Source organism: Weissella viridescens, from assembly GCF_014789145.1.
In the GTDB taxonomy this organism is placed as follows: Bacteria; Bacillota; Bacilli; order Lactobacillales; family Lactobacillaceae; genus Weissella; species Weissella viridescens.
Map to the genome: position 1 here is coordinate 945,288 of NZ_CP061835.1, position 24,332 is coordinate 969,619.

Consider the following 24,332-nt stretch of genomic DNA (forward strand, 5'->3'; position numbering starts at 1 on the left):
TATTAATTCATCTTATACAGTTGGTGTGTTTAAAGTCTGGACACACTAGTTAAATTTACGAAATTTCACATTTAAAACGATTCAAAAACGAACGTTGTTAGAAACCGATATAAAGCCCTTTCATTTCAGTCATATGCCCCTTATAATACTATCAACGAGATTAAAATATGAGAATGCTTTAATCATTCATTTTGACAATTGGAGGCATGCCAGATGATCCATCAAATTCCCCATCTTCCACCAACGCTAACCCTTGGCACCCTTGCAGAGCGTGTTGGTATTGAAATTGAAGAACATCGTGTACAGTTACCCACTGCACATTTATCACAGCACCCGCATGATTCAGCCCTAGGTGATCGACGAACTGAACCTAATTTCCAGACCGATTTTTCAGAGAGTCAAGAAGAATTAGTTACGGACCCACAACCAACGGTTCATCAGGCCTTAACGCAACTGACGCAACTGCAAAACCGCTTAATGGACCATTTAAAGGCTGATGAGATTATTTGGCCACTCTCAATGCCTCCTTATATGGCTGATAGTGATGTAGATTATTTAGCCACCCACTTTGAGCGCCCTTGGTACGCAGACTATCGTCAAATTTTGATTGAGCGCTACGGTTACTATCAACATATTATGACCGGTATTCATGTAAATTTCTCATTGTCAGATACCATTAGTGGTCCATTGTTAGCTTCAGGTGCGTATCCCAATCGGAACGCCCTTTACTTTCAAATTTTGAAACAAGTCTCAAAATATCGTTGGCTCATCACTTACCTCTTCGGTGCTAGCCCTGTTACGGAAAATCCGATTGATGATCGCATGTTGGCCCGTCGAAGTGACATCACACAACCAGTCCGCTCTTGGCGCTCAAGCACCGCTGGTTTTGCCAACCATCGCACCATTCAACTTGATTTTACGAACTTAGATACATTCTTAGCTAGTCTTGACGCACGCATTGATGCAGGTGATTTGTATGACTTAAGTGAATACTATGGTCCTGTGCGAGTTAAAGCTACCGACGCCTACCATAGCCAACACCGTCATTCAGTAGAATATTTAGAATTCCGAATTTTCGACTTAAATCCCTTTACCCCTAGTGGTATTAATCAAAATGCACTAACAGTCTTAGCGTTACTAATACTAGATGCGCTCTATTTTCCTGAAAACATTGACAACGAGATGATGCAAGCAAGCATCGAGATTAATGATGCTATTGCGCTCCAACATCCTGACGCGCCATTGCCTGAAGCACAACAAGTTGCCTTTAAGCAACTCCTGGCGCATTTCAAATTGCTGCAAGCTCAAGCCGAAGATGGTGCTGAATGGCAAACGACACTCGATGATTTGGCGGATAACATCGACCAACCACGGAACACCATTTCTCAACAACTGGTTCCGCATATTCATAATGATTCTTTGCAGGCATTCGCAACAGCGCAAGGAGAACATTGGAAAACAACTTACCAAAATCAGCGTCAGTAAATGATAAAATACATACAGATTTCTCAGTTGACTTTTAGAATTGAACTTTGTATGATATTGCTAACACAAAAAACAAAGTGATCAGGAAAGTAAACCGATGTCAGATAACAGAAAGCTAGTGGTTGATGTGAACTAGTATCTCACTTCGTTTGAAAATGACCTGTGATTGGCATACATGAGCGTGCATCGTGAGTGTATGACGGATTGGCCTCCGTTATCATGGCACACCATTCGACAATTTTGTCTGATGGTTAGTGAGTGGCGGTTGGTAACAACCCCAAACGCTCAGAATGGTAACGTAACTATACATTTAGCTGCTTCTGACTTCGACAACGCTGTCGTCGTTTGAAGCGGCTTTTTTATTTAAGGCACAAAAGAAAGGATTGTACTTATGACAATTCACGCAGACTATTTAAATTTACTCAGCGAACTTATCGCACTACCAAGTGTTTCTGCAAAAGAAGAATTTTTACCAGAAACGGCTAAAGTTTTAGCTAAAGCATTAGCCGACCTTGGTGCCGATGTCATTTACGATGACACCTACTTTGCTCCCCTGGTCATTGGACAACTCAAAAGCAACAATCCTAACGCAGAAACTGTCATCTTATACAACCACTATGATGTTCAACCAGCTGAACCCTTTGACTTATGGAAAACTGATCCGTGGACGCTAACTCAAACTGGTGATAAGCTTTATGGTCGTGGCGTCAATGATGATAAAGGAAATATTACGGCGCGTTTGACGGCGGTGGCTGAATACCTCGCCGAACACAATGGCGAACTACCCGTTAATATCACATTCCTATTTGAAGGTTCCGAAGAAACTGCTTCACGACACCTTGATGATTACGTGGCAAAATACGCTGATGTACTCCAAGCGGATTTAATTATCTGGGAATCTGGTGAAAAAAATAGTGAAGACCGAGTCGAGATTTATGGCGGTAATAAAGGTATCGTAACCTTCACCCTGACTTCTCAAACCGCTAAAAAAGATCTACACTCTTCATTTGCGGGAGTCGTTGATTCAGCAGCTTGGCGAATTACACAAGCTTTAGCAACGCTCTTTGACCAATCCGGTCATATCTTAGTGCCAGGCTTTTATGAAGATGTCATTCAACCAAACCAACGTGAACGGGAATTAACAGCAGATATTCCGTTAACTCGCGCAGAACTCATTGATCAATTAGGGATTGAAGCCCCTTTATTAACCGATAAAAATGGTCAAGATCTCAAAGAAACGCTCTATTTTGAACCAACTCTCAGCATTGAAGGAATTAGTTCCGGCTGGCAAGGGGCTGGTGTTAAAACCGTTCTCCCCGCACGCGCCGAAGCTAAATTGGAAGCACGTCTAGTACCTGGCATGGACCCTGACAAGACTTTTAATCAAGTTAAAAACTACCTCACCGAGCAAGGTTACGGTGACCTAACGTTGACGAAAACGCTTGGGCAACCTGGCTATCGGAGCGACATGTCTGATCCAGAAATTTTACGTGTCGTAAACGTGGTCGATAAGCTCTACAATACCGAACCGATTGTCGCTCCCACCGGTGCTGGAACTGGTCCCATGTACTATATCCATGAGGTCGTGCAAGCACCAATTGCGAGTCTCGGCATTGGCTATACAAATAATCGCGACCATGCCCCCAATGAAAACATCCGTTTGGCCGATTACGATGATGACATTGTCGTGATTAAACAATTAATTGCCACATACGAAAATTAAAGAGAGCCGGTAGTTGTATGAGTCAGATTATCGTTCGTCGTTTCGTGGCAGATGATGCGCGCGCTGTCGTTCAACTCGTTGCCAAAACAATGCGTATTTCTAATCGTGTAGACTATTCCGAAACTTACATTGAAAATGCGCTAAAACGCCTTGATACAGCCCACTATCTTGAGTTAAATCAACGCTCACATTTTTATGTTGTTTGTGAACAAAATCGTCTCATCGGTACGGGTGCCATTGGCCCCTATTGGCATTCACGCAATGAATTTAGTTTTTTTGCTGTTTTCGTTGATCCAGCTTATCAAGGTCAGGGCATTGGGACACGTATCGTAAACACGTTAGAAACGGACAGTTATTTTGCAAAAGCGCGACGTATCGAAATTCCAGCCTCAATTACGGGGCGGCCTTTCTATGAAAAATTCGGTTACCACATTAAAGATAATCAAACCGAACCTGATGCAGAGGGGTTGTACCGTCTGGAAAAATTTCATACACCGATTAGTTAAACACAAAAAGCAGACTATCTTAACGATAGCCTGCTTTTTTAATGCTAATGGACTGCTTGTAATTCTATACACTCAGCTCGAATATTGTCTAAAAATGTTTGGTCGTGTTCAACCACAATCATTGTAGGCTTAAAAGTTTGGATAACTTTTTCAATTTGCGTTTGATTAAAGACGTCCAAATAATTCAACGGCTCATCCCAAAGATACAAGTCGGCCGGCTTAACGAGCGCCTGCGCTAACTCTACACGTTTCTGTTGACCGCGACTCATTTGTTCGATTGGCAATGCAAATGCGCGTCGTTCTAATCCAAGCTTATGCAGCATGCTCATAAGCACCTGTTCATCAACACCATGTGCTCGACTAAATTCCTTTAGGGTTCCATGTAAATGCTGCGTTGTTTGTCGCACCTGGCTGATTGTTAGCGAACTTGCCAGCCTCAAATCCCCCGTGACTTGACCCGTAAACGTACCTTGTAGGGCTTGCAAAAGTGATGATTTGCCCACCCCGTTATTGCCAGTCAGACCGACGATGTCGCCCGGTACAACTTTAAGAGAAATTGGGGCAAATAATGGTTCAGTCTGATATGCTAACTGCACACAGTTTATGTCCACGAGTGGCGATTTTCTTGGAGTTTGCACGGCCATCGTTAACGGTTCCACAAATTCAAGATCCTTTAAAAGCAACTCTTTATCATCTATCGCCTGTTGCGTATGCCGTTCAATTTGTTTTGCCTTCTTCATGGTTCGTGCAGCCCGGGCTGATTCAAACCCTTTATCACCATGATTTTTGCCACCAACTTGTGATGGCTTTGCAGTTAATGACTGTTCTCGTTGATCTGACCAATGCGCCTTCTGCTTTGCAGCTTGATCAAGCTGTTTAATTTCGCGTTGTAACTTCTGCTTTGTCGCCAACTCATACGCATCTTGCGCATGTTTTTCTTGTTCATAAACCGAAAATGATCCGTTATATCGTTTTAATTGTGTTTTTTCAATTGATAAAGTGTGATCCGTTGTGTCATCTAAAAATTGGCGATCATGACTTACCACAATAAAGCCTTGTTTTTGGCGTAAATATTGTGCGACCTGTTGACGCGTTTTCGCATCAAGGTGGTTTGTTGGTTCATCCAGTAAAATAAAATCATCCTCATTTGCAAAAACGAGTGCCAATAAAACTTTAGTTTGTTCACCACCCGAAAGTGTTTGGTAGATTTGTGTTTCAATGCGGTCAACATTCAGACCAAGCAATTGCATTTCACGTTCAACTTCCCATAAATGCTCTGGGGCAACCTCTTGTTCAAGCATGGTTTGCACCGTTTGATTAGGGTGCGCGACAACCTGTGGGAAATATTGGACGTTAACATCACAGATTAACGTTCCTTGATAGGCTAATTGATTTTGTATGAGTTTAAATAGTGTAGTTTTCCCACGCCCATTGCGACCGACAAGACCTAAGTGCCAGCTTGTATCTAGTACTTGAGATACATTTTCAAATAAGTTTGCTTGCCCATCATAAGCAAAGCTAACATTTTTCATTTCTATTTTCGACATAAAACCTCCAAAAAAAAGACACCAGCTGCAATTAAACAGACTGGTGCCTTCTTGGTTGGGCCATTGGTCCTAACGAAAGAAAAATCACTAATCTTGAAAATTGCAGACTGCACCCCTTCTAATCACTTAGAAAGTGCTCCAACAAAATTTCAAATATTAGCTTAATTCTTCAATGGACACATACCTCATTCGTTTTATAGTATCTGTATTATAAGCAGGTTGCTATTTTTTTGTCAAACTTTTTATTTAAAGGGATACCAAAACCGACTACCATTCGTCAACAGTAGAACTAGTTCAATCCCGATAAGTAGGCTGGTTAAAGCAATCGCCCACCAATCCAAAGTTTTAAATTTCTGTGCATAATACCAAGTTCGGCGCTTTCGTTTCCCAAATCGACGTAAGTCCATCGCCCGGCTGACCGAGTCAATTTGTTCTAATGACGTAAACATCAGCGGCATCATAATCCCAACCGCTCCTTTTAAGCGATGCCATAGAGAGGTATTTTTAGACATATCATAACCTCGCGCCTGTTGCACTTTGCTAATCGTTTGATACTCCACTTGAATATCTGGAATATATCGAAGGGCTAGAGCAACGGCATAAGCCACACGATATGAGATCCCAATTTTATTCAGTCCGGCGGCAAATTCACTTGGATTAGTCGTCATCAAGAAAATCAACGCGAGCGGTAAAGCAAATAAGTACTTGGTAAAGACAATGATCTCGTAATATAGTTGCTCAAAGGTTAATGCATAGGCGCCACTTCCCAACAAGACAGTCTTGCTCCCAAATAAGTGCGTGCCATATTGCGGCGCAAAAACATAAATTAAAATCAGATTTAAAATCGCAAAAACAATGACAAGCCAAACCAGTACACGCACATCGGTCCATTTAATTTTAGCAACAAATAAGGCGCCAATTGCGACAACACTTAATAACAACAAGTATCGTAAATCAAAACTAAGCGACCCGAAGATGGTCAAACTTAGAAAAATGATTAATTTCGTCGTGCCCGTTAATTGATGAATTGGCGTTGTGCCGGGATGAAAACCAAAAATATTATGATTCATGCGCAACCTCCCGTTTATGCAATTCTCGATAAACTTGCTGATTAGCAACCATATGATGACTAGTTAAAAATACATCCAATGACGTTGGCGCTAAATGTGCATGAGTTAGCACGTCTGGTTGCTGCAACAGACGGATTGGATCCGTATCAGCCATAATTTGTCCATCAACTAGAACAACAGTCCGGTCTGCAATATAGCTCATGAGTCCTAAATCATGAGTCACTAGCAAAATTGTTAAGCCATATGATTGCTGTAAATCTCTGATAAAGTCCATTAATCGATTCGCATTTTCAGCATCTTGCCCAGCAGTAGGCTCATCAAGAATTAAAATATCCGGATTTAGTACCAGAATCGTAATAATACTAAGCCTTTTCTTCTGCCCATAACTCAGACTATCGGTGGGCCAGTTCCGCATCGAGTATAACCCGGCTAACTCAAGCAATGGGACAACGCGCTCTGCAATTTCTGAATCAGAGACATTGCGCAAACGTAATCCCGAAGCTACTTCATCAAAAACAGTCGGTTGGGTCAACATTAAATTAGGATCCTGAATCACATACCCCATCCGTTCAGCGCGTTCCTTTATGGAAAGCGTTCTCAAATCCGTCTCAGCAAGGGTTAACGTTCCGCCGACATCTTTGTTCTCAATAAACCCAGTTAGAATGTTGATTAACGTTGATTTACCTGATCCATTTTTACCAACTAATGTGACAATTTCTGACTTACGCAATGAAAAATTCAAATGATCAAAGAGCGGTTGATTTTGATCGTAGCTAAATGATAAATCAGTGACAGTCAATAATGGTTCCGTTATCTGAGTCGTTTCATGGTTAGGTAGTTGCGCTACATACTCCTCAATTTGTTGCTGTAATTGTGGCCCCAAAACCGTTTGCGGCTGTGTTAATTGGGATAACTCTCTTAGTTCAATATTGGCCGCCCGGAGGAGTTGGACATATAATGGTTCCGCTAATCCATATTGAGGTAAGCGCGCCTCTTGTAGTATTTCAACAGGTGGCGCATCTTGAACGATTTCACCTTCATCCAAAAGCACAACTCGATCAATTTTATACTGCAGAACATCCGCTAACCGATGCTCAATCAAGATAATCGTGATACCTTGCTCTGTTCGTAATCGCTCAAGTAACCCTAACATCTCTTGCCCACTAGCTTCATCCAAACTAGCTAATGGTTCATCCAATAGTAGTACCGGGCTCTCATCAATCAACACGCCTGCCATCGCAGTTCGCTGTTTTTGCCCGCCAGATAATTGTTGCGGTGCCAACTGCAATTTATCTCCCAAATCCAAACGACTAGCCCATGCTGCAACAGCAGCATGCATATCAGTTTCGCCCACTTCATCATTCTCTAAAGCGAAGGCAATATCCTCAGCAACACTTAAACCAACGAATTGTGCATTCACATCCTGTAAAACGGTTCCAATTTTTTGAGATCGTTTAAAAATGCTTTCGTCATTGATGCGTTGACCATCAAAATATAACTCACCGGTTAAAGTACCCGGAAACGCTTCAGGAATCAGCCCGCTGATTAAGCGTCCTAGGGTTGATTTACCAGAACCGGAAGCTCCTGCAATCACGATAAATTCGCCAGCTTGAACTTCCAAATTGATGTTTTTAAGTGTTGGCTCTTTCTGCGCTTCATATTTAAAAGTAACATTGTCTAGCTTTAGAATTGCCCGTGATGTTTCGTTCTCCATGTTTACGTCCTATTCCGTTTTATGCCTCGTGTTCCAATGAGTTCTTTTTTACCTTGGTTCGATTGTAGATGGCCAATACTGCAGTTCCCAAAATTGCTGTTGAAATCACATTGACCAAAGTCGAAACTCCACCTTGTGTGAATACCTTAGCTGCCGGTTCACTATAAATTAAAATATCGCCTAGTGGTGCAACGACTAACCAAGCCACGATATTTGATACTAACTGAGCAAGATTAAAGCCAATAATCTTGCGCGTGGTAAAATTACCATCGGCAAAATGTAAATACTTTCCAGCAAGGCCAATCAATACGCCGAAGACACCGTCAGCAATGACCCAACTCCACCAGATTGACCCATATGAAATTGCATCATTTAAAGCATGACCAATAAAAGCAACCAATCCACCAACGACCGGTCCAAAAATGGCCGCAATTAAGCTCAACCATGCTTGTGCCACATTAATTTGTGTATTTGCAATGCCTGTTGGAATGGCTAAAAATTTAAATAAAATAATAAAGACCGCTGTGCCAATCCCGACAGCAACGACAGAACGTGTTGATAATCCATTTTTCTTTTCCATGACTTAGCCCTCACTCTTCTTAATTTCAATGGTCCATTCTGGACCTGCTGATACCTGATTTACTTTTTCAAAATTTCCCATGCGGATTGCCACGCCCACGGAACCAACCGAATTAATGTAAATAAGGTCATCCCCAGGATGAACATCAGCAAAAGTTTTAACGAACGGAATTTCACGTTCAAATTTTATTGAACCGTGATCAAAAATACGAACCAGATAATTGGCTCCCAATTTTGCTTGGAAAGCATCTTGCCATAAAGACTCGGAAATATTTGTCCAGAGTGACCCGAAATTCACATCCGTGATTTCGACTGTACCTTCAATTACATTGTCCACAAGCTGGGCTTCTTCCAATGGAATCGTCACAACCTCAGTTGGTGCCAAGGGTTTCCCAATTTCATCAAATGTAACAATTTCAGAAGCAAGCTTAGCACCGTTATAGGCATAAATATCGCGTCCAAGAAAAGTAGCTGAGTTTTCTGAACCAGGTAAACGTTGTATGGTCTCATCTAGAACGCGTACGGCTTCTACGCCAAATGCTTCAGCAACATGGGTTAACGTCCCATTATCTGGCGTCACAACATATTGACCCGTCTTTAGCTTTGCAACAATAGACTTTCGATTTGATCCAACCCCTGGGTCTACCACTGAAACAAAGACCGTGCCAGGTTTCCAATATTTCACTGTTTGGAACAATCGAAAAGAAGCTTCAAAAATATTAAATGGCGTAATGCCTTGCGTCAATTCAGATATTCGAATTTTGTCGCTCACACCGTAAGCAACCCCATACATCGTTGAAACAGCACCATCTTTAAGTCCAAAATCTGTTTGAATCACTAAATCTCGCATTCCCTACCTCCTTAAAATAAAAAACGCCCCAGAAATCCACATGGACTTCTGGGACGTTAAACGTGTTACCACCCAAATTTTTTTAGATATCACTACCTAAAACTCGATACGTATCAAACAATACGCTCCGCGATAACGGGCGGACCCGATGTCATGTTACCATCACATTAATTGCTCCAAGACCATATTCCAACCGCAAAATGATTAGCTTTCACCAAAACGCTAACTCTCTGAACATCCGCAAATTGTACTCATCTCTTCATCACATTGAAAATTAGAAACTTCTAATTTAATGCCATTATAGTGAGAGAAATATGTTAAGTCAAGCTTTATTTTATTGATTCCGCTTGTTATTTAATGATTCTCGTCCAAACTTGGCATTGATGAAAAGCGCCAATCACCTTAAACACAAAAAAAGACTGCCATTCAAAGGTGAATAGCAGTCTTTCTTGATTACATTAACGGTACTACTTAATCAGCTGATAATGCATCAATTGGATTTAATTTCGAAGCGCGACGAGCGGGTAGCAACGCAGCTAAGAAAGAAATAAAAATCGCAATCACGATGACCGAAATCACATTTGATGCATGAATTTGAATCATGTTAAACTTTGCAATCTTATAGAGGGCCGCGTTAAAGACGTAGCCGAGGCCATAACCAAGTCCGATAGCCAATGCTGCAGAAGACAAGCCAATCATCAAAGATTCACTTGTAAACAAACGACGAATATCCTTCTTTGACTCCCCTAAGGCTCGCAAAATTCCAATTTCTTTTGTTCGCTCTGAAACTGACATAAACATTGTCACGATAATCATCAAAGCCGAAACAATCAATGAAATGGCCGCAATCAATGAAAGCACAGAGGTTGCTAAGCTGACAAACGTATTAATCGTACTTAGCATTGAGCCAGCCGTAATTGCTGTGAATAATTTCTTATTCTTACTATCACGAATGTTCTGAACATCCTTCTGAACTTGGTTAACATCGCTACGGTGTTTAACCATCATCGAAACATAGTTTGCATCTGAAACAGCACCAGCTTGTTTAAGTCCTTGTTGTACTGTCTTAAAATCGGCAATATTAGCTGGACCACCTTGACCCATATCAGCGACACCTGAAACCTTTAGTACTTGTTTAACTGGTACTGGCGTTCCTTGTGCTGACATGCCGACATAATTAACCGTGATGTCTTTCCCAATAATTGACTTCCAGTTCTGCTTGTCATAATTTTGCGCCAACGTCTTTTTATCAACGACGATTTCATTCATCCCCGCCTGCTTACCGGCTTTGATGCTATCTGACTTAATGGCGCTGGTCCACGTTTGCAATTGTGACAGTGTTATTTGCTTATTAGGCACGACGCCATCGGTCTTAACGTTTGACACTTGGATACCTGGTTGAATCGTTCCACCATTCTTTACGTCACGCAACTGTTGAACTTGTTCATCAGTGATATACTGCGGATTCGTCCATTGTTGGCTCGAATCAGCTGTATCATCACCACGACGCATAACATTAACTGAACGTGGGTTAACCAGAGAATTCACCTGATCGTTGATATAGGCTTTAACCCCATTTCCCAATCCACCAAACAACAGAACAGCAAACAACCCGATTGCGGTACCGAGAATAATTAATGAATTACGTCCAAAACTATGCTTGAAATGTTTAAAGGCATTACCGTAACTAGCAAAAGCTGAAAGTGGTCGTGATCCAATGTGTGAAGCATCTTCAGGCACTGCATAACGATCACGAAGTTGCTGATCATCATCAATTCGTCCGTCTGCAAGGTGCACAATCCGTGTTCCGGCGTCAGCCACGATTTGTGAATGCGTCACCGTAATGACTAACTTACCTTGTGCCGCAATGTCATTCAAAATATCCAAAACTTCTTGCGTATTTTGAGAATCCAATGCACCGGTTGGTTCATCGGCAATAATCACCTTGGGGTCCTTAGCTAGGGCTCGTGCTATCGCAACACGCTGCTTTTGCCCACCCGATAATTGGTTGGGAAATTTTTTAATTTGATCCTCTAAGCCAACATCGTGTAGTAGCTCGGTTGCTCGCTTTTCCCGATCAGCCTTCGAAAGGTCTGTCATGTCCAATGAAACTAATACATTATCAAGAACGGATAAATGACTAATGAGATTGTATGATTGGTAAATATAACCAATCGTTCCCCGGCGATAAGCATCCAACTCTTTTTCTTGTTTGTGGTCGAGAATTTGTCCGTCAATTGTCACTGTTCCATCGAAATTGCGGTCTAATCCACCAATGATATTCATCAAGGTAGATTTACCACCACCTGATTCACCTAAAATGGAAACAAATTCACCTAGTTCAAAGTCTAGATTAATCCCTTTTAAAACAGGGAATTCATCGTTTCCGAGATAATAGGATTTTTTAATATCCCGTAAACTCATAAATGTCATGCTTGTTTGTCCTCCTCGGGCACTGAACACTAATGTATTCTTCATTATATTGTAATTTGTAGTATATACTTATTTTGAGTAAATGAACATACATGCCTGCTTCAAAATCAAAAAAGTGGATGTTTTAGCATCCACCTAAACCATCTATGCTTCAAAAGCCGTATTGGCTGCTTGAATAAACTGATCAACTAAATCATCCGGCACACCTAACGCCACTAATCCCTTTAAAGGGAAATTTGTTGCCATTTTCAACATCGTTTTTTGTTCAGCATTTGCCGTTTTTTCATCGGCACTAATGGTTTGTGTAAATCCGCCCATTACCCGACCAAAATAATCTTTAAAAAGTTGGAAAGCCTTAGGTAGCGCAATAATATCGGCGATTGAAGTCTCACGTGAAAAATGAATGTGTTTTGGCGTTAACATGTTCATTTCAATTGACTGCGTTAAACGAATATTGCGCGCAGAAGCCCCCACTTCAATCTCATAAAGGCCATTATCAGCTTGCCAAACATTTTTGTCAGGATTAAACCAACTAAAGTCGTGACTTGATAACACAAACGTCACTGTCCGCTCTTCGCCGATGGCCAAAGCAATTTTTTCAAATCCACGAAGTTCATGTGTCGGCATTGGTACATCGCTTGTGCGGTTCCCAATATATAATTGGATAACTTCTTTACCTGCACGCGAACCAATATTTTTAACATCCACTTTAACAACTAACCGTTTCTTAGTCACGTCTTCTTCAACAACTAAGTTTCGATAACTAAATTGCGTATATGATAGGCCATGACCAAAGGGATAGGCCACTGCCATCTTTCTTGTATCATAGTAGCGATAACCCACAAAAATACCTTCATGATAAACTTCATGATTTAAATCACGATCAAAGGTCTCATACATTGGTGTATCCGCTAAGCGTTTCGGAAATGTTTCAGCTAACTTACCACTTGGATTTACAACGCCTGTTAAAACGTCTACAAGTGCTTGACCACCAGCTTCACCACCTAAATACCCTTCAATGATCGCCGAAACTTGGTCAGCCCAACTGACATCAACTACGGATCCGTTCGACAAAACAATCGTTAACTTACTTTCTAGCTGCTGATTGGCAATGGCCTGCAGTAAGTGGACTTGATTATCAGGCAAGTCAATGTCTGTTTTGTCGAATCCTTCCGACTCATCTTCATCCCGATAGCCCAAGGCTAAAATGACATGGTCATAATGCGGTAGCACATCCAAAACCGTTTGTTCTTTTGTACGGTCAACCTCAACTGTATTTTCTGAAAAGCCGGGTAAATAATCAACTGTAAAATCACTCATCTGAAAGGCTTCAAGCATAGAAGTTACATGCGTACTTGTCACGTGGGAACTACCACCACCCTGGTAGCGCGGTTCTTTTGCAAAGGGTCCCACAACGAGCACCGAGTCAGCTGATTTCAGTGGTAACGTATTTTTATCATTTTTAAGTAAGACCACACCCTCTCGAGCAATATCTAAGGCTATTTGATGGTTCTCACGTTCACTCGTACGTGGCGCATGATTAGTAATCGTTAACTGTTCTACCATTCGTAGCACATGCCGAACAGCTTGATCCAATTCACTTTGAGTGATATCACCAGATTCAACCGCTTGCAACACTTTTTGATGTGAAGATGCTGAGTTACCTGGCATTTCCAAATCAATCCCTGCTTTGAGTGATTTGACCGGGTCACCCACAGCATACCAGTCAGACATAACCACCCCAGCATAGCCCCATTCATCACGCAACAATGTTGATAACAGGGCTTTATTTTCGACAACCTGGGTCCCATTTAATTTATTGTAAGAGGCCATCACACCAGCTGGGTGCGCATGTTTAATAATGTGCTCGAACGGCTTAAGATAAATCTCATGTAGCGTCCGACTATCTAAATCAGAAGAATTCGTCATCCGTTGATTTTCTCGATTATTTGCAACAAAATGCTTGACGGTCGCACCTATACCTTGGCTTTGAACCCCTTTCACATAGGCACAACCGAGTTGCCCAGCCAATAATGGGTCTTCAGAATAATATTCAAAGTTGCGCCCCCCTAACGGAGATCGTTTTATATTCACGCCAGGCCCTAAGACCATGTTCACATCGTTATCATGCGCTGCCTTACCCAAGGCTACCCCGAGTTGATGTGCCAGTTCACGGTTAAATGTAGCCGCCACCATCGCCGCAGCTGGAAATGATGTGGCAGTTTGACTTTGGTTAACTGATTGATAATCCGTATCACGCGACTGCTTACGTAAACCGGCCGGTCCGTCAGCCATCATAATTTCGGGCACTTGTGGATCCGAAAACTTGGCTGTATACCAATTATCCACACCTGAAACAAGTTTTACTTTTTGTTGATTGGTTAAAGCCTTCATAATTTCATCAATTTGCATATTTTCATCTCCAATAAATAAATTACGTTAAAGCGCTTACATTGTTATTGTATCAGATTTTAAACACAATTTTAATCCTTGACATTATATTGATATAAGATATATTAGACAGTGTGAAAACGCTTACAAAAATATATACGAGGATGCTCTTATGACAATTTCAAAACATAGCCCCCTATTTAAATTTACCATTCTATCGATTTCACTTTTCCTAGGTTCAGCCAGTGCCATGTCTGGTGCCATCCCTGTCATGCACCAAGGCATGAACAATGTGTCACTTGGTTGGATTGAAAATTTGATGACTATACCAAGCCTATCTGTTTTAATTATGCTGCTCATTAGCCCCTTTATCGCGAACAAGTTAGGTATTAAAACAACGATTTTGCTTGGTTTAGGTATCAGTGGTTTCATGGGAATTGTCCCAGTCTTTACCAACAATTTTTACCTCATTCTCATCTCAAGAATCGGACTGGGAATTGGATTGGGAATCTACAACTCATTAGCTTACAGTATTATCAGTTACTACTATACCGGTACGGAACGATCAACTATGATGGGTCTCCAAAGTGCCATGACTGGTATTGGTAACCTAGTGATGCGTTTAATGGCAGGTGCCTTGGTCACTGTATCTTGGCATGCCGTGTTTATGATGTACGGCTTGATTCTCCTTGTTATCCCACTCTTCTTCCTGATTGTACCGAATGACAACCGTCAAGCTGTCGAACCAATCACTGATGATCAACCCAAACAAAAAGAATCCATCAATATCAAAGTTATTTTCATTGCTGGAACCGTTCTCTTTCTAATGCTCTTACCAAACTTAATCGGTATGAAGCTTCCATCAATGGTAACCGAAGAAAATCTTGGTACCGCGGCCACGGCAACGCTAGGTTTAGCCGGGATGGGCTTAGCTCAAATGTTTGGTAGTGGTTTATATGGATTCATTGAACGTTTCTTAAAGGCTTGGATTTTACCACTCGCTTTTATTGGGGGTAGCCTAGGTATCTTAATCATCTATACCGCTAACCAATTACCAATGGTCATTGCCGGTGCACTTGCCTTTGGATTCTTTGTTTCAATGGCTGCACCTTATCTTTTGACGCTCGCAGCTGATGTTGCCCCCATTGGATCAGCTAATCTTGCATCTGCCGTCGTTTTGCTTGGTGTCAATGTGGCTACCTTCATTGCGCCCACATTTTGGAACACCCTTGGTAAGCTAGTAGGTGCCACGGATCCACGTAGTATCATTTCAGATGGTATGGTCTTAATGGTCCTTATGGCAGTAATGTCAATCCTTTATGCTATCAAGCAAAAAAATAGTCATGCCACAACACCTGACGTTAGTGAAGAAATTTAATCGTAATAAAAAAGGATGTTGAACTTGGGTTCAGCATCCTTTTTTTAATTTCAACAATAATCAGCCATTCATTAGAATTCTCATACGTTCTTAAGTTATATCTTTCGTATACTTATTTTAAGCTATTTCAATATCAATATTCGCTCTATATCAAGCATCAGGACGCTTTTGACAATCTTTACACCTACTTTCATTTATTGATAAAATACAAAGTTGTGCGTAAAAAAGCTTACGCCATTATGCTAGACATTGATTTACTAAAAATAATTCACCATAAGGAGCACCTCATGCAAACGCTTAAGCATTCTTTACTTGCCCGTTTTCTCTCAATTGCATTAGCAATCGGGATTATTAGCAACATGATTAACCCGATGATACCGCAACCATTGGAGGCGGTATTCATCTTGGTCGTAACCGTTTTGGTTTGGTTCGCCATTAAGGCAGTTTTACCCTTAATTGACCGACTTACTAAACACCAAGTTAAATGGATTATCATCGGCGCTTTGGGACTCATGTTAGTTGGCCAAATTTTGGTCTTACACTATCTACCTGTTACCGTCTATCACGATCCGTATCGTGTCCTTTCACAGGCTGATCAAATCAGCCACGGTAATCCAGTATGGCAAAGCACCTATTTCTGGCGTTATCCTAATAACGTGACCATCGCATACCTGCTATCAGTATGGTTAAAGTTCACCAATTTATTTGGATTGACAACCAACATGTCATTGCACATTCTCTCAATCTTAACGCTCGACACATTTATTATGTTGATGCTTAAGACCATGTATCAAATTAGTCATAAAAATCGCCACATCTTATTCGGTGGTTTAGCCTTTATGGTTTTTACACCATTCGCATATACCTACTTTTTACAAGTCTTCTATTCAGACTTACCGTCACTTCTATTACTGTTAATTATTTTTAGCATTATTTATTTTTGGCCTGAATACACCGGATGGCGCCAATGGGCCGCTGGTATTACCCTTGTCTTAGCCGTGATGTTAGGGCAATTATTAAAGCCAAATATTATTGTTTTGATTCCTGCAATTTTAATGGTTTGCGCTGTTCTTTTCTATAAAAAGACATTATCACTCGTTAAAATTCTGATTCCAACGGTTCTCATCGTTGTTGGTTTTGGATTGAGTGTTCCTGCTAAACAAGCCATCTTCTCTGAAACAAACTATACCAAAGATGAAGCGTTTGAACTTCCAACCGTTTCTTGGATTGCAATGGGACTGAATAAAGATTCTCGCGGAACTTATAGTGGTGATGATATCGGGACCGAAATTCAAATTCCAACCAAATCAGAACGTGCAACTTTTGAAACAAAGGTGGCAAAAGAACGTATTCAAGAGCTCGGTCCATTTGGTTTATTAGAACAGTGGACTATTAAATTAGGCATTTTCCTAAACGGTGCCAATCCGCATACCTTCTACAATGGTGGGTTACAAGCGGCACCGGCTTGGAAAGCTAAGCATAGTGAATTCCTAAATTACTTAGTTAGCATCATCTACCAAGTTGGCACAATCTTGTTATTTGCCAACGTCATGGTCCGTGCCTGGGCTTGGCGTCCAAAACTAAATAGCCAGGCCGAAATGACCACCTTAATTGCGATCGTTACAACACTTGGATACATGGCTTTCCACAGCTTAGTTTGGGAAACAGAGCCACGCTATGGGCAAATTATCTTACCTTTGGTTATGTTTGTCCTTGCTGCCCTGCCTGCACCACATTTCGCTGAGAAATCATTTGGAAAGCGTTGGCGCTATGTGATGCCTGCGATTGCAGCCATCGCTTTGTTTACCTCTGCGGCTTTCCTAAGTGATTATTATCCTAAGAAACAAATTGTAGCGGCACAACGTAGTCAACTGTCTACGCAATATGGTGCTCGTGCAGCCAGCTTACCTAAACGTTCAGTTGTGACCCAGAAAGTAACGCTTAACGGGCCAGCTAAACGGGTTTCAGTTCAAATTCATGAAGGTTCAACGTTTGAAGGTGAGATTATAAATCTCAAAACCAAGCAACGCTACGTTTTGAAACAAACTGCAGCTAACTATATTTATGAAGGTCATTTGCCAGCTGGTGATTACCAACTATCATTCATCAATCATCAAAATAAGGATCAGCTTGCCGATGTTGTTTCAACTAAAAACTACAAGCTTGCCCCTTACCCACTTGTGATTAATGACAAGGCAAACCCACACGCTTCACTTGTTTATAAAATTCAAAAATAAACTTGAAACCATCCAATATCATGTTGGGTGGCTTTTTTTATTAAAAAAAGGGACCCAAAGCTTGGGTCCCTTTTACTTTAAATCTCACACGTACACCAATTCTTTAATTGGCTGGCTGAATAGTGGGCTTGTTCGCCCCCTTCGAAGCGAACTAAGTATTGCTCGCTCGTTGGATCATAGCCCATAACCAAAGCTGGTGTCTGCAACTTGGTTGGCTCTTGTACTTGAACCGAGCTACCGATCATAAATTCTGACATCGCCTTTTCCTCCTTTAATCTTGAATATTAATGAACTTAAATTGATCAAAATCAAAAAGACCTTGATCGGTTATTTTCAAACTCGGAATCACAGGTAAAGCCATAAATGATAGGGTCAAAAATGGATCAAATATGATATCACTGATTTGTTGAAAAGCTGTTTGTAACTTTTGATTCTCGGCATACACGACTTCATATGGTTGATCGGACATCAATCCACCAATCGGTAATGGCAGTGTCACGATATGATTGGCATCAATTACCACGACTTGTCCGCCACCCATCTCACGCAAAGTGTCTGCAGCGAGCACCATGGCTGCATCGTCATGTCCAGCTAGGATCATATTATGAGAATCATGTGCAACTGTTGCGCCAATTGCACCTTGCTTAATCCCTAATCCTTCAATCACACCCACACCGTGGCCTAAATCGTGATAACGTTCAGCAACTGCAATTTTATTAAATGTTGCATCAGCTGCAAAGAACCCATTTTCAACTGATACCGGTACCTCGATATGCTCGGTGGTAATATGGTGCGGCATAATTTTGATGACATGTGCCGGCTGGTCAGCTTTGAGTGGCAGCGCCAAATCGTCAGTGTTTAAAGTAACATGCACTGGTACTTTGAAATCAACTGAAGCAGCCACAGCGCCACCATCTACCCATTGCCCATTAATCATTACCCGTGCTGGTTCAGCATTTACTTTATCTGGTAAGATCACAAGATCGGCTAAATAACCGTCGGTTAAAGCACCAAGTTGAGGCAATTCTTCCGCTAAAGCAGCGTGGTAACTTGCCATCGTAAAGGCTTGTTCAGGTCGCATCCCCGCCTTAATCGCCATTCTAACATTCTCATCGATAGAACCTTCTTGCACAAGATCATGCACACTTTTATCATCAGTGGCAAAACTAAAGGCCCGTTGATTAAGCGTTGTAACCGCCGGTAATAGTGCCAATTCATCAGCTTCTACTGTTCCTTGACGAATTAATACTGCCATCCCTGCGTCTAAACGTTCTTGCGCCTCTTGCACATTTGTCGCTTCGTGATCGGTTTTAATACCATATTGTCGATACACCGCCAATTGTTCACGTGATAAGCCTGAAGCATGCCCATCTGCGTGCCTACCATGCGCATTAGCATCGGCTATTTTTTGAAGCATATCCGGTTGTTGTTGTGCAACTGCAGGAAAATCCATGACCTCAGCTAATCCATTCACTTCTGGCTCTTGGTAAAACGGCGCTAAACTAGCAGCATCTAATACTGCACCCGTTCTTTCAAAAGGGGTTGCAGGTACTGATGAAGGCAACATAAAGAAAAATCTCACCGACGTCTTTCGCGCATCATTCAGCATATAGTTCAATCCATCCGTTCCAGCAACACTAGCTAACTCATGTGGGTCAGCTATCGCGCTAGTAACACCATGTTGTGCCAAAAGGCGTCCCAACTCGGCCGGTCTTAGTAAACTACTCTCAATATGCATATGGGCATCAATCATCCCCGGAACAATGTACTGGTTCTGTGCATCATAGACTTCATCTGCAACTAAGTGGGTACTTGGCCCACGTAAGACAATTTCATTTTGTTCAATCCAAAGTTCGGTTTTTTCAAATTCTTCTGTAAATACATTTAAAATTTGTGCATTCGTAATGTGCAACATGGTTTTCCCTTTCAGATATCAACTTGGCTATTGTTAAATACTATAAAACAAATACCAGTTAATTAAAAGGTTATTTCTGAAAAATGTTCGCTTAAGCAAACGATTCAACGAAAAAAATCCCATTATTCATTTCAAACATACCGTAAAGACGAACTTTAAAACAATATAGTTTCCAATTCATATTATTTAACTTGATATTTCTGTTTTTTCATAAATAAATACGTAACACTTAAAACATTAATCATTAATGTCAATATACCAACATTTATATGAGCATAGTTAAGTAAGCTAATTAAAACCAAAAAAATCTGATTATTGATGGATAAAGTTTGTAACAACACTTTTGTCGGAATATCGGAATTTTCTTCAATATAACTACGGCGTATCGAAATTTGCGTTAATTGACTAAATCCCTGAACAATTGAAAATGCGATTGTTAGCAAAACTGCACTAATATTCAACCAATCGGCTAGCAAAAAGACAAAAATAACAGCTATATATAGCAAATAAATACTACCGTCAGACTGTTCGGTTAATTGCAATCGTTTAAAAACTGTCAAAAATAATAAAGTGACAATCCCAGGTATCACAAACGGAAACCACAATAGCCCCAATCTTTGCTGTGTAAAGGACGCTAAAAGTTGCGGAATCCAAATGACTGAGACAGAGCTCATGATGCCTAGAATAACAAAATACTTTTTTTCACGAATTGGCTTTTGATTTTTATGTGATTGATGCCGATCACGTGATGTAACCAATTTTAAATTCAATAATTTAGGCTTCATGCACAAAATAAATAAGAAAGCCAAGCCTAAAACCGCCTCTAGTAATATGCCAAATTTTTGAGGTGGCCAAGCATACAACCCACTGCCAAGTGCAAAGCCAACTAGAACAGTAAATACATTTAGAGTAGCCGTATTCATGAATCCTTGTTGGACATCTTTTGCTTCGACAAGAATCTGACTGCTTAACAATGTGCTAATGGCACTACTAACAATTTTTTGAATAAAAATTACAAACAAGATAGACGCGATGCCTCTATAATCCACAATCATAAAATAGAAGATGGCCATGAATAAAGCAATCATCCACGCTATGAACGGCAATCGTAAAAATTTCAGTTGATACTGCGTAGCCATAAATACGATGATTGCTGCCACGCCACCAATCATCAAAACAATTAAATTATTTGGGATGTCTTGACTCACAACATAAGCGGTTGCGTAAGAATATAGGAGTGAATCCAGCAAGTTAAAGATAAAACTCGCAATCATCGTGCTTCCATATTTAAGTTTTCCAAATATCCTTCTTCCCATGTGTACATTCATACCATCAGCTCCCAATTCGTTTACAATTAAATAATTATGAAAGTATAATTAGAAAACAATGGTAAACCAATTTGCTATATAATACAAATGATTTGTGCATTTAGTACAAAAAAAGCCCTTCACTGCGTTGGATAGGCTTTTCAAGATTATGTTTTATTTTTCAGAATTCATCAGATCATGCTCAAGCGGTAGCGTAACTGCTAATTGCAGTTTCTGGATGACTTGCGTCAATATATTATGTGGCATGTCTTCAATATACTGCCATTTACGTGCAATAAAATCAAAAGACTTAAGTTGCTCTGTGTATACAGTCCCAGATATTTTCGTACGCTCGTCTAGCGCAACATGCAATGGGTATTCAGGCCCATCATAACTACCATGCGAAATAGGGACAATCCAAACAAAATGTGATGTTTGCATCAGGATATCGTTGCTGACAACGACTGCCGGCCGTCGCTTAACAATTTCGTGCCCCGCGGCCGGTGAAAAATTAATGTAAATGATTTGCCCTTGCTTCGGGTAAGTCCGTTCGCTCATTAATCCTCCCCCTCATCTGCTTGCCATTCGTCATCACTAGGTTGATAAATACCTTCCCAATCTTCAAATAACTCCGCCAAACGAACTGCATTCACAACTACCTCTTCGTCAACTGGCTTTAAAACAATTGCCCCATCAGCGCGTTGCGATACGTCTAACACTGTTCCTGATTTAGGTGCATAGTCTTCAGGGATACGTACAAATTGGCCATGTTGGTCGGTTTCAATACGTTTTAGCATAAGCGTTCAACCTCCTGATACCAAAAAGACCGCCCCAAGGCGATCATCGGTTTAGTTATTTAATAGGTATTTAGCATCGAATTCAGGGTCTTGACTCGTTAAAATCTTAGGACCATCCTTAGTCACAACCAATGTATGCTCATATTGACATGACCATGAACCATCTGCAGTTTCAACTGTCCAACCATCATCGGCACGCGGCGGCTTAACTTCCCATGAACCCATATTAATCATTGGCTCAATGGTCAGTGTCATCCCTTCCTTCAAACGTGTTCCATGTCCAGCAACGCCATAGTGCGGTACTGCAGGATCTTCGTGCATGGTGGGTTGGATACCGTGTCCAATATAATCGCGCACATTTCCATAACCCGTTGTATCGATATAGCTCTGAATTGCATTACCAATATCACCAATACGATTGCCAACTTGCGCTTGGTCAATGCCAAGGTAAAGTGCCTTGTGCGTGACATCCATTAAGTTCTGAACTTCTGGTGAAACTTCACCAATGGCATAGGCCCACGCTGAATCTGAGTAGTAACCATCCAAATCAACGACCGTATCAACCTTAACAAGGTCACCATTCTTTAAAATACGCTTTTTACTTGGAATGGCATGCGCAACTTCTTCGTCGACCGCCACACAAGTTGCATACTTGTAACCTTCAAAACCTAATTCGGCTGGACGACCACCACGATCTTCAATAAACTTGCGACAGAAATTTTCAACATCCATTGTTGAAAGACCGGCCTTGATATAACTACGGAGGGCAATATGCATATCAGCTAATAACTTACCTGAACGTGCCATCCCATCAATTTCACGTTGTGACTTAATTGTAATCATTTTATTTTCTCCAAACTATTTCAATCTCTACTATAGTTATAACATAAATTGACGCAAAATACTGTACTAGCCTAGTTGCTCCGCCATGTCTTTCACCAAAAAGTCTGCTATAATCAGGGTTATTATAAATATGTGTTGCGTTAAATAAACAATGCAGCAAGGACAACTAGGAGTCTTTTATGGAACGAAAATTATCGGCCCGCCAAGTCCAAATGATTGCCTTGGGTGGTACCATCGGTGTCGGTCTCTTTATGGGATCTACTTCGACAATCAAATGGACCGGACCTTCTGTCTTAATTGCCTATATTGTGGCAGGTGCCTTTTTATACTTAATCATGCGGGCACTTGGGGAAATGCTCTATGTTGACCCTGACACAGGTTCTTTTGCTAAATATGCCACTGAATATATTCACCCTGTTTGGGGCTATCTAACCGCTTGGAGTAATATTTTCCAATACGTCGTCGTAGGTGTCAGTGAAATGATTGCGATTGGTGGATACATGCAATTCTGGTGGCCACATCTTCCTGGTTGGTTACCTGGAGTTGTCGCCGTCCTATTCTTGTGTCTGGCAAATGTTGCCTCAGTTAAAATGTTTGGGGAATTAGAATTTTGGTTTGCTTTGATTAAGGTATTAACCATTGTCCTCTTTATTATTTTGGGCTTGGGGGTAATTATATTTGGTTTCGGTAATCACGGTCAGCCCATCGGATTTTCAAATCTGTGGAAGTATGGTTTCTTTACCGGAGGTGTCACAGGGTTCATCTTTGCCCTTTCAATCGTCTTAACATCCTACCAAGGAATTGAGTTAATTGGGGTCACTGCCGGTGAAGCTGAAGATCCACAGCACACGCTGGTGAAAGCGATTCACTCAACACTCTATCGCATTCTGATTTTCTACGTCGGGGCCATTTTCGTGATTCTTTGTATCTATCCATGGAATCAGTTGAGCAGTGTCGGCTCACCGTTTGTGCAAACTTTTGCCAAAATTGGGATTACCTCAGCAGCTTCAATTATTAACTTCGTTGTTTTGACAGCAGCCTTATCCGGAACAAATTCTGGTATTTATAGTGCTAGTCGTATGGCTTATCGTCTTGCAGATGAACACGAATTGCCAAAGGCATATAAGAAATTGAACCGTCACGGTGTTCCAGCTTATTCAGTCATTGCTATTTCATTAGGCATCTTGATTGGCGTGATTTTAAATGCGATTGCACCCCTTTTCTTCAAAAATTCGGGCAATGCCTTTGTGATTGTCTATAGTTCCAGTACCTTGCCGGGAATGATTCCGTGGTTTGTAATTCTAGTGAGTCAGTTACGTTTTCGTAAGGCGCATCCTGAATTACTAAAGGATCATCCTTTTAAAATGCCATTATCACCGTGGTCAAATTATATAACGATTGTTTTCTTAGCAATCACGTTAGCTTTCATGTTCTTTAATCCTGAAACGCGTGTTTCGTTAACCGTTGGATTAGTCTTCTTAGCCATTATGGCTGGTGTTTACTTTACAAAATTTGCTAAAAACGATCATAACTAAACAAAAGCTGAGTACGTTGCCA

19 protein-coding genes and 1 other annotated feature are annotated in these 24,332 nt (G+C 41.0%); of the genes, 6 read left to right on the top strand and 13 right to left on the bottom strand.

Annotated elements, in window-relative coordinates; translation table 11 throughout:
* Nucleotides 1-213 precede the first annotated feature (213 nt).
* From IE337_RS04710 to IE337_RS04720, 3 genes are all read left to right on the top strand, one after another.
* On the top strand, nucleotides 214-1,485 hold the full coding sequence (locus IE337_RS04710; RefSeq protein WP_191135985.1) for a glutamate-cysteine ligase family protein: 1,272 nt from the start codon (nucleotides 214-216) through the stop codon (nucleotides 1,483-1,485).
* Between the two features lie 391 nt (nucleotides 1,486-1,876).
* On the top strand, nucleotides 1,877-3,208 hold the full coding sequence (locus tag IE337_RS04715) for a M20/M25/M40 family metallo-hydrolase (RefSeq protein ID WP_191135986.1): 1,332 nt from the start codon (nucleotides 1,877-1,879) through the stop codon (nucleotides 3,206-3,208).
* A 17-nt stretch (nucleotides 3,209-3,225) separates the two neighbouring features.
* Nucleotides 3,226-3,714 (top strand): GNAT family N-acetyltransferase, encoded by a 489-nt coding sequence (locus IE337_RS04720; protein WP_191135987.1) that lies wholly within the window; start codon nucleotides 3,226-3,228, stop codon nucleotides 3,712-3,714.
* A gap of 44 nt (nucleotides 3,715-3,758) precedes the next feature.
* Here IE337_RS04720 and abc-f read toward each other — a convergent pair whose 3' ends face one another.
* The 7 genes from abc-f to IE337_RS04755 all read right to left on the bottom strand — a co-directional run bounded on the left by abc-f (nucleotide 3,759) and on the right by IE337_RS04755 (nucleotide 14,319).
* A complete protein-coding gene (gene abc-f / locus IE337_RS04725) occupies nucleotides 3,759-5,261 on the bottom strand; it encodes a ribosomal protection-like ABC-F family protein (RefSeq protein ID WP_191135988.1) in 1,503 nt (500 codons plus the stop codon).
* 242 nt (nucleotides 5,262-5,503) lie between these two features.
* On the bottom strand, nucleotides 5,504-6,331 hold the full coding sequence (locus IE337_RS04730) for an energy-coupling factor transporter transmembrane component T family protein (RefSeq protein WP_191135989.1): 828 nt from the start codon (nucleotides 6,329-6,331) through the stop codon (nucleotides 5,504-5,506).
* On the bottom strand, nucleotides 6,321-8,045 hold the full coding sequence (locus IE337_RS04735; protein ID WP_191135990.1) for an ABC transporter ATP-binding protein: 1,725 nt from the start codon (nucleotides 8,043-8,045) through the stop codon (nucleotides 6,321-6,323). The genes IE337_RS04730 and IE337_RS04735 overlap by 11 nt, the downstream gene beginning before the upstream one ends.
* A 19-nt stretch (nucleotides 8,046-8,064) precedes the next feature.
* On the bottom strand, nucleotides 8,065-8,625 hold the full coding sequence (locus tag IE337_RS04740; protein ID WP_191135991.1) for an ECF-type riboflavin transporter substrate-binding protein: 561 nt from the start codon (nucleotides 8,623-8,625) through the stop codon (nucleotides 8,065-8,067).
* Between the two features lie 3 nt (nucleotides 8,626-8,628).
* Entirely contained in the window at nucleotides 8,629-9,474 is an 846-nt protein-coding gene (locus tag IE337_RS04745) for an SAM hydrolase/SAM-dependent halogenase family protein (RefSeq protein ID WP_191135992.1), read from the bottom strand.
* 46 nt (nucleotides 9,475-9,520) lie between these two features.
* Nucleotides 9,521-9,746: a binding site (T-box leader), on the bottom strand.
* A 199-nt stretch (nucleotides 9,747-9,945) separates the two neighbouring features.
* Nucleotides 9,946-11,907, bottom strand: a complete 1,962-nt coding sequence (locus tag IE337_RS04750) for an ABC transporter ATP-binding protein/permease (RefSeq protein WP_191135993.1) — start codon at nucleotides 11,905-11,907, stop codon at nucleotides 9,946-9,948.
* A gap of 144 nt (nucleotides 11,908-12,051) precedes the next feature.
* Complete coding sequence (locus IE337_RS04755) at nucleotides 12,052-14,319, bottom strand: beta-glucosidase (RefSeq protein WP_191135994.1); 2,268 nt, start codon at nucleotides 14,317-14,319, stop codon at nucleotides 12,052-12,054.
* Nucleotides 14,320-14,470: 151 nt separating this feature from the next.
* Between IE337_RS04755 and IE337_RS04760 the strand changes: the two genes are divergently transcribed.
* Both IE337_RS04760 and IE337_RS04765 read left to right on the top strand, forming a co-directional pair.
* Nucleotides 14,471-15,676 (top strand): MFS transporter, encoded by a 1,206-nt coding sequence (locus tag IE337_RS04760; RefSeq protein WP_191135995.1) that lies wholly within the window; start codon nucleotides 14,471-14,473, stop codon nucleotides 15,674-15,676.
* A gap of 287 nt (nucleotides 15,677-15,963) precedes the next feature.
* Nucleotides 15,964-17,913, top strand: a complete 1,950-nt coding sequence (locus tag IE337_RS04765; protein WP_191135996.1) for a hypothetical protein — start codon at nucleotides 15,964-15,966, stop codon at nucleotides 17,911-17,913.
* Nucleotides 17,914-17,990: 77 nt separating this feature from the next.
* Here IE337_RS04765 and IE337_RS04770 read toward each other — a convergent pair whose 3' ends face one another.
* The 6 genes from IE337_RS04770 to map form a co-directional block, all read right to left on the bottom strand.
* Entirely contained in the window at nucleotides 17,991-18,170 is a 180-nt protein-coding gene (locus tag IE337_RS04770; RefSeq protein WP_191135997.1) for a hypothetical protein, read from the bottom strand.
* A gap of 14 nt (nucleotides 18,171-18,184) precedes the next feature.
* Nucleotides 18,185-19,828, bottom strand: coding sequence for an adenine deaminase (ade, locus tag IE337_RS04775; protein WP_191135998.1), 1,644 nt, complete (start codon nucleotides 19,826-19,828; stop codon nucleotides 18,185-18,187).
* A gap of 182 nt (nucleotides 19,829-20,010) precedes the next feature.
* On the bottom strand, nucleotides 20,011-21,156 hold the full coding sequence (locus tag IE337_RS04780) for a hypothetical protein (RefSeq protein ID WP_191135999.1): 1,146 nt from the start codon (nucleotides 21,154-21,156) through the stop codon (nucleotides 20,011-20,013).
* Nucleotides 21,157-21,309: 153 nt separating this feature from the next.
* Nucleotides 21,310-21,693, bottom strand: a complete 384-nt coding sequence (locus tag IE337_RS04785) for a type II toxin-antitoxin system PemK/MazF family toxin (protein WP_191136000.1) — start codon at nucleotides 21,691-21,693, stop codon at nucleotides 21,310-21,312.
* The gene (locus tag IE337_RS04790) at nucleotides 21,693-21,932 is read right to left on the bottom strand and encodes a hypothetical protein (protein ID WP_057743907.1); all 240 of its coding nucleotides are present in this window, start codon (nucleotides 21,930-21,932) and stop codon (nucleotides 21,693-21,695) included. Before IE337_RS04790 ends, IE337_RS04785 begins: the two co-directional genes overlap by 1 nt.
* A gap of 51 nt (nucleotides 21,933-21,983) precedes the next feature.
* On the bottom strand, nucleotides 21,984-22,775 hold the full coding sequence (gene map, locus IE337_RS04795; RefSeq protein ID WP_057743909.1) for a type I methionyl aminopeptidase: 792 nt from the start codon (nucleotides 22,773-22,775) through the stop codon (nucleotides 21,984-21,986).
* Nucleotides 22,776-22,954: 179 nt separating this feature from the next.
* Between map and IE337_RS04800 the strand changes: the two genes are divergently transcribed.
* Nucleotides 22,955-24,310 (top strand): amino acid permease, encoded by a 1,356-nt coding sequence (locus IE337_RS04800; protein ID WP_191136001.1) that lies wholly within the window; start codon nucleotides 22,955-22,957, stop codon nucleotides 24,308-24,310.
* Nucleotides 24,311-24,332: the final 22 nt, after the last annotated feature.

What these genes read in the sequence shown, in the direction of transcription:
- IE337_RS04710 (WP_191135985.1), top strand. Translation starts at nt 214, where the DNA reads ATGATCCATCAAATTCCCCATCTTCCACCAACGCTAACCCTTGGCACC.
- IE337_RS04790 (WP_057743907.1), bottom strand. Translation starts at nt 21,932, where the DNA reads ATGCTAAAACGTATTGAAACCGACCAACATGGCCAATTTGTACGTATC.
- IE337_RS04760 (WP_191135995.1), top strand. Translation starts at nt 14,471, where the DNA reads ATGACAATTTCAAAACATAGCCCCCTATTTAAATTTACCATTCTATCG.
- IE337_RS04720 (WP_191135987.1), top strand. Translation starts at nt 3,226, where the DNA reads ATGAGTCAGATTATCGTTCGTCGTTTCGTGGCAGATGATGCGCGCGCT.
- IE337_RS04755 (WP_191135994.1), bottom strand. Translation starts at nt 14,319, where the DNA reads ATGCAAATTGATGAAATTATGAAGGCTTTAACCAATCAACAAAAAGTA.
- IE337_RS04715 (WP_191135986.1), top strand. Translation starts at nt 1,877, where the DNA reads ATGACAATTCACGCAGACTATTTAAATTTACTCAGCGAACTTATCGCA.
- IE337_RS04730 (WP_191135989.1), bottom strand. Translation starts at nt 6,331, where the DNA reads ATGAATCATAATATTTTTGGTTTTCATCCCGGCACAACGCCAATTCAT.
- IE337_RS04735 (WP_191135990.1), bottom strand. Translation starts at nt 8,045, where the DNA reads ATGGAGAACGAAACATCACGGGCAATTCTAAAGCTAGACAATGTTACT.
- IE337_RS04780 (WP_191135999.1), bottom strand. Translation starts at nt 21,156, where the DNA reads ATGAATGTACACATGGGAAGAAGGATATTTGGAAAACTTAAATATGGA.
- map (WP_057743909.1), bottom strand. Translation starts at nt 22,775, where the DNA reads ATGATTACAATTAAGTCACAACGTGAAATTGATGGGATGGCACGTTCA.
- IE337_RS04765 (WP_191135996.1), top strand. Translation starts at nt 15,964, where the DNA reads ATGCAAACGCTTAAGCATTCTTTACTTGCCCGTTTTCTCTCAATTGCA.
- IE337_RS04740 (WP_191135991.1), bottom strand. Translation starts at nt 8,625, where the DNA reads ATGGAAAAGAAAAATGGATTATCAACACGTTCTGTCGTTGCTGTCGGG.
- IE337_RS04750 (WP_191135993.1), bottom strand. Translation starts at nt 11,907, where the DNA reads ATGACATTTATGAGTTTACGGGATATTAAAAAATCCTATTATCTCGGA.
- IE337_RS04785 (WP_191136000.1), bottom strand. Translation starts at nt 21,693, where the DNA reads ATGAGCGAACGGACTTACCCGAAGCAAGGGCAAATCATTTACATTAAT.
- ade (WP_191135998.1), bottom strand. Translation starts at nt 19,828, where the DNA reads ATGTTGCACATTACGAATGCACAAATTTTAAATGTATTTACAGAAGAA.
- abc-f (WP_191135988.1), bottom strand. Translation starts at nt 5,261, where the DNA reads ATGTCGAAAATAGAAATGAAAAATGTTAGCTTTGCTTATGATGGGCAA.
- IE337_RS04770 (WP_191135997.1), bottom strand. Translation starts at nt 18,170, where the DNA reads ATGTCAGAATTTATGATCGGTAGCTCGGTTCAAGTACAAGAGCCAACC.
- IE337_RS04800 (WP_191136001.1), top strand. Translation starts at nt 22,955, where the DNA reads ATGGAACGAAAATTATCGGCCCGCCAAGTCCAAATGATTGCCTTGGGT.
- IE337_RS04745 (WP_191135992.1), bottom strand. Translation starts at nt 9,474, where the DNA reads ATGCGAGATTTAGTGATTCAAACAGATTTTGGACTTAAAGATGGTGCT.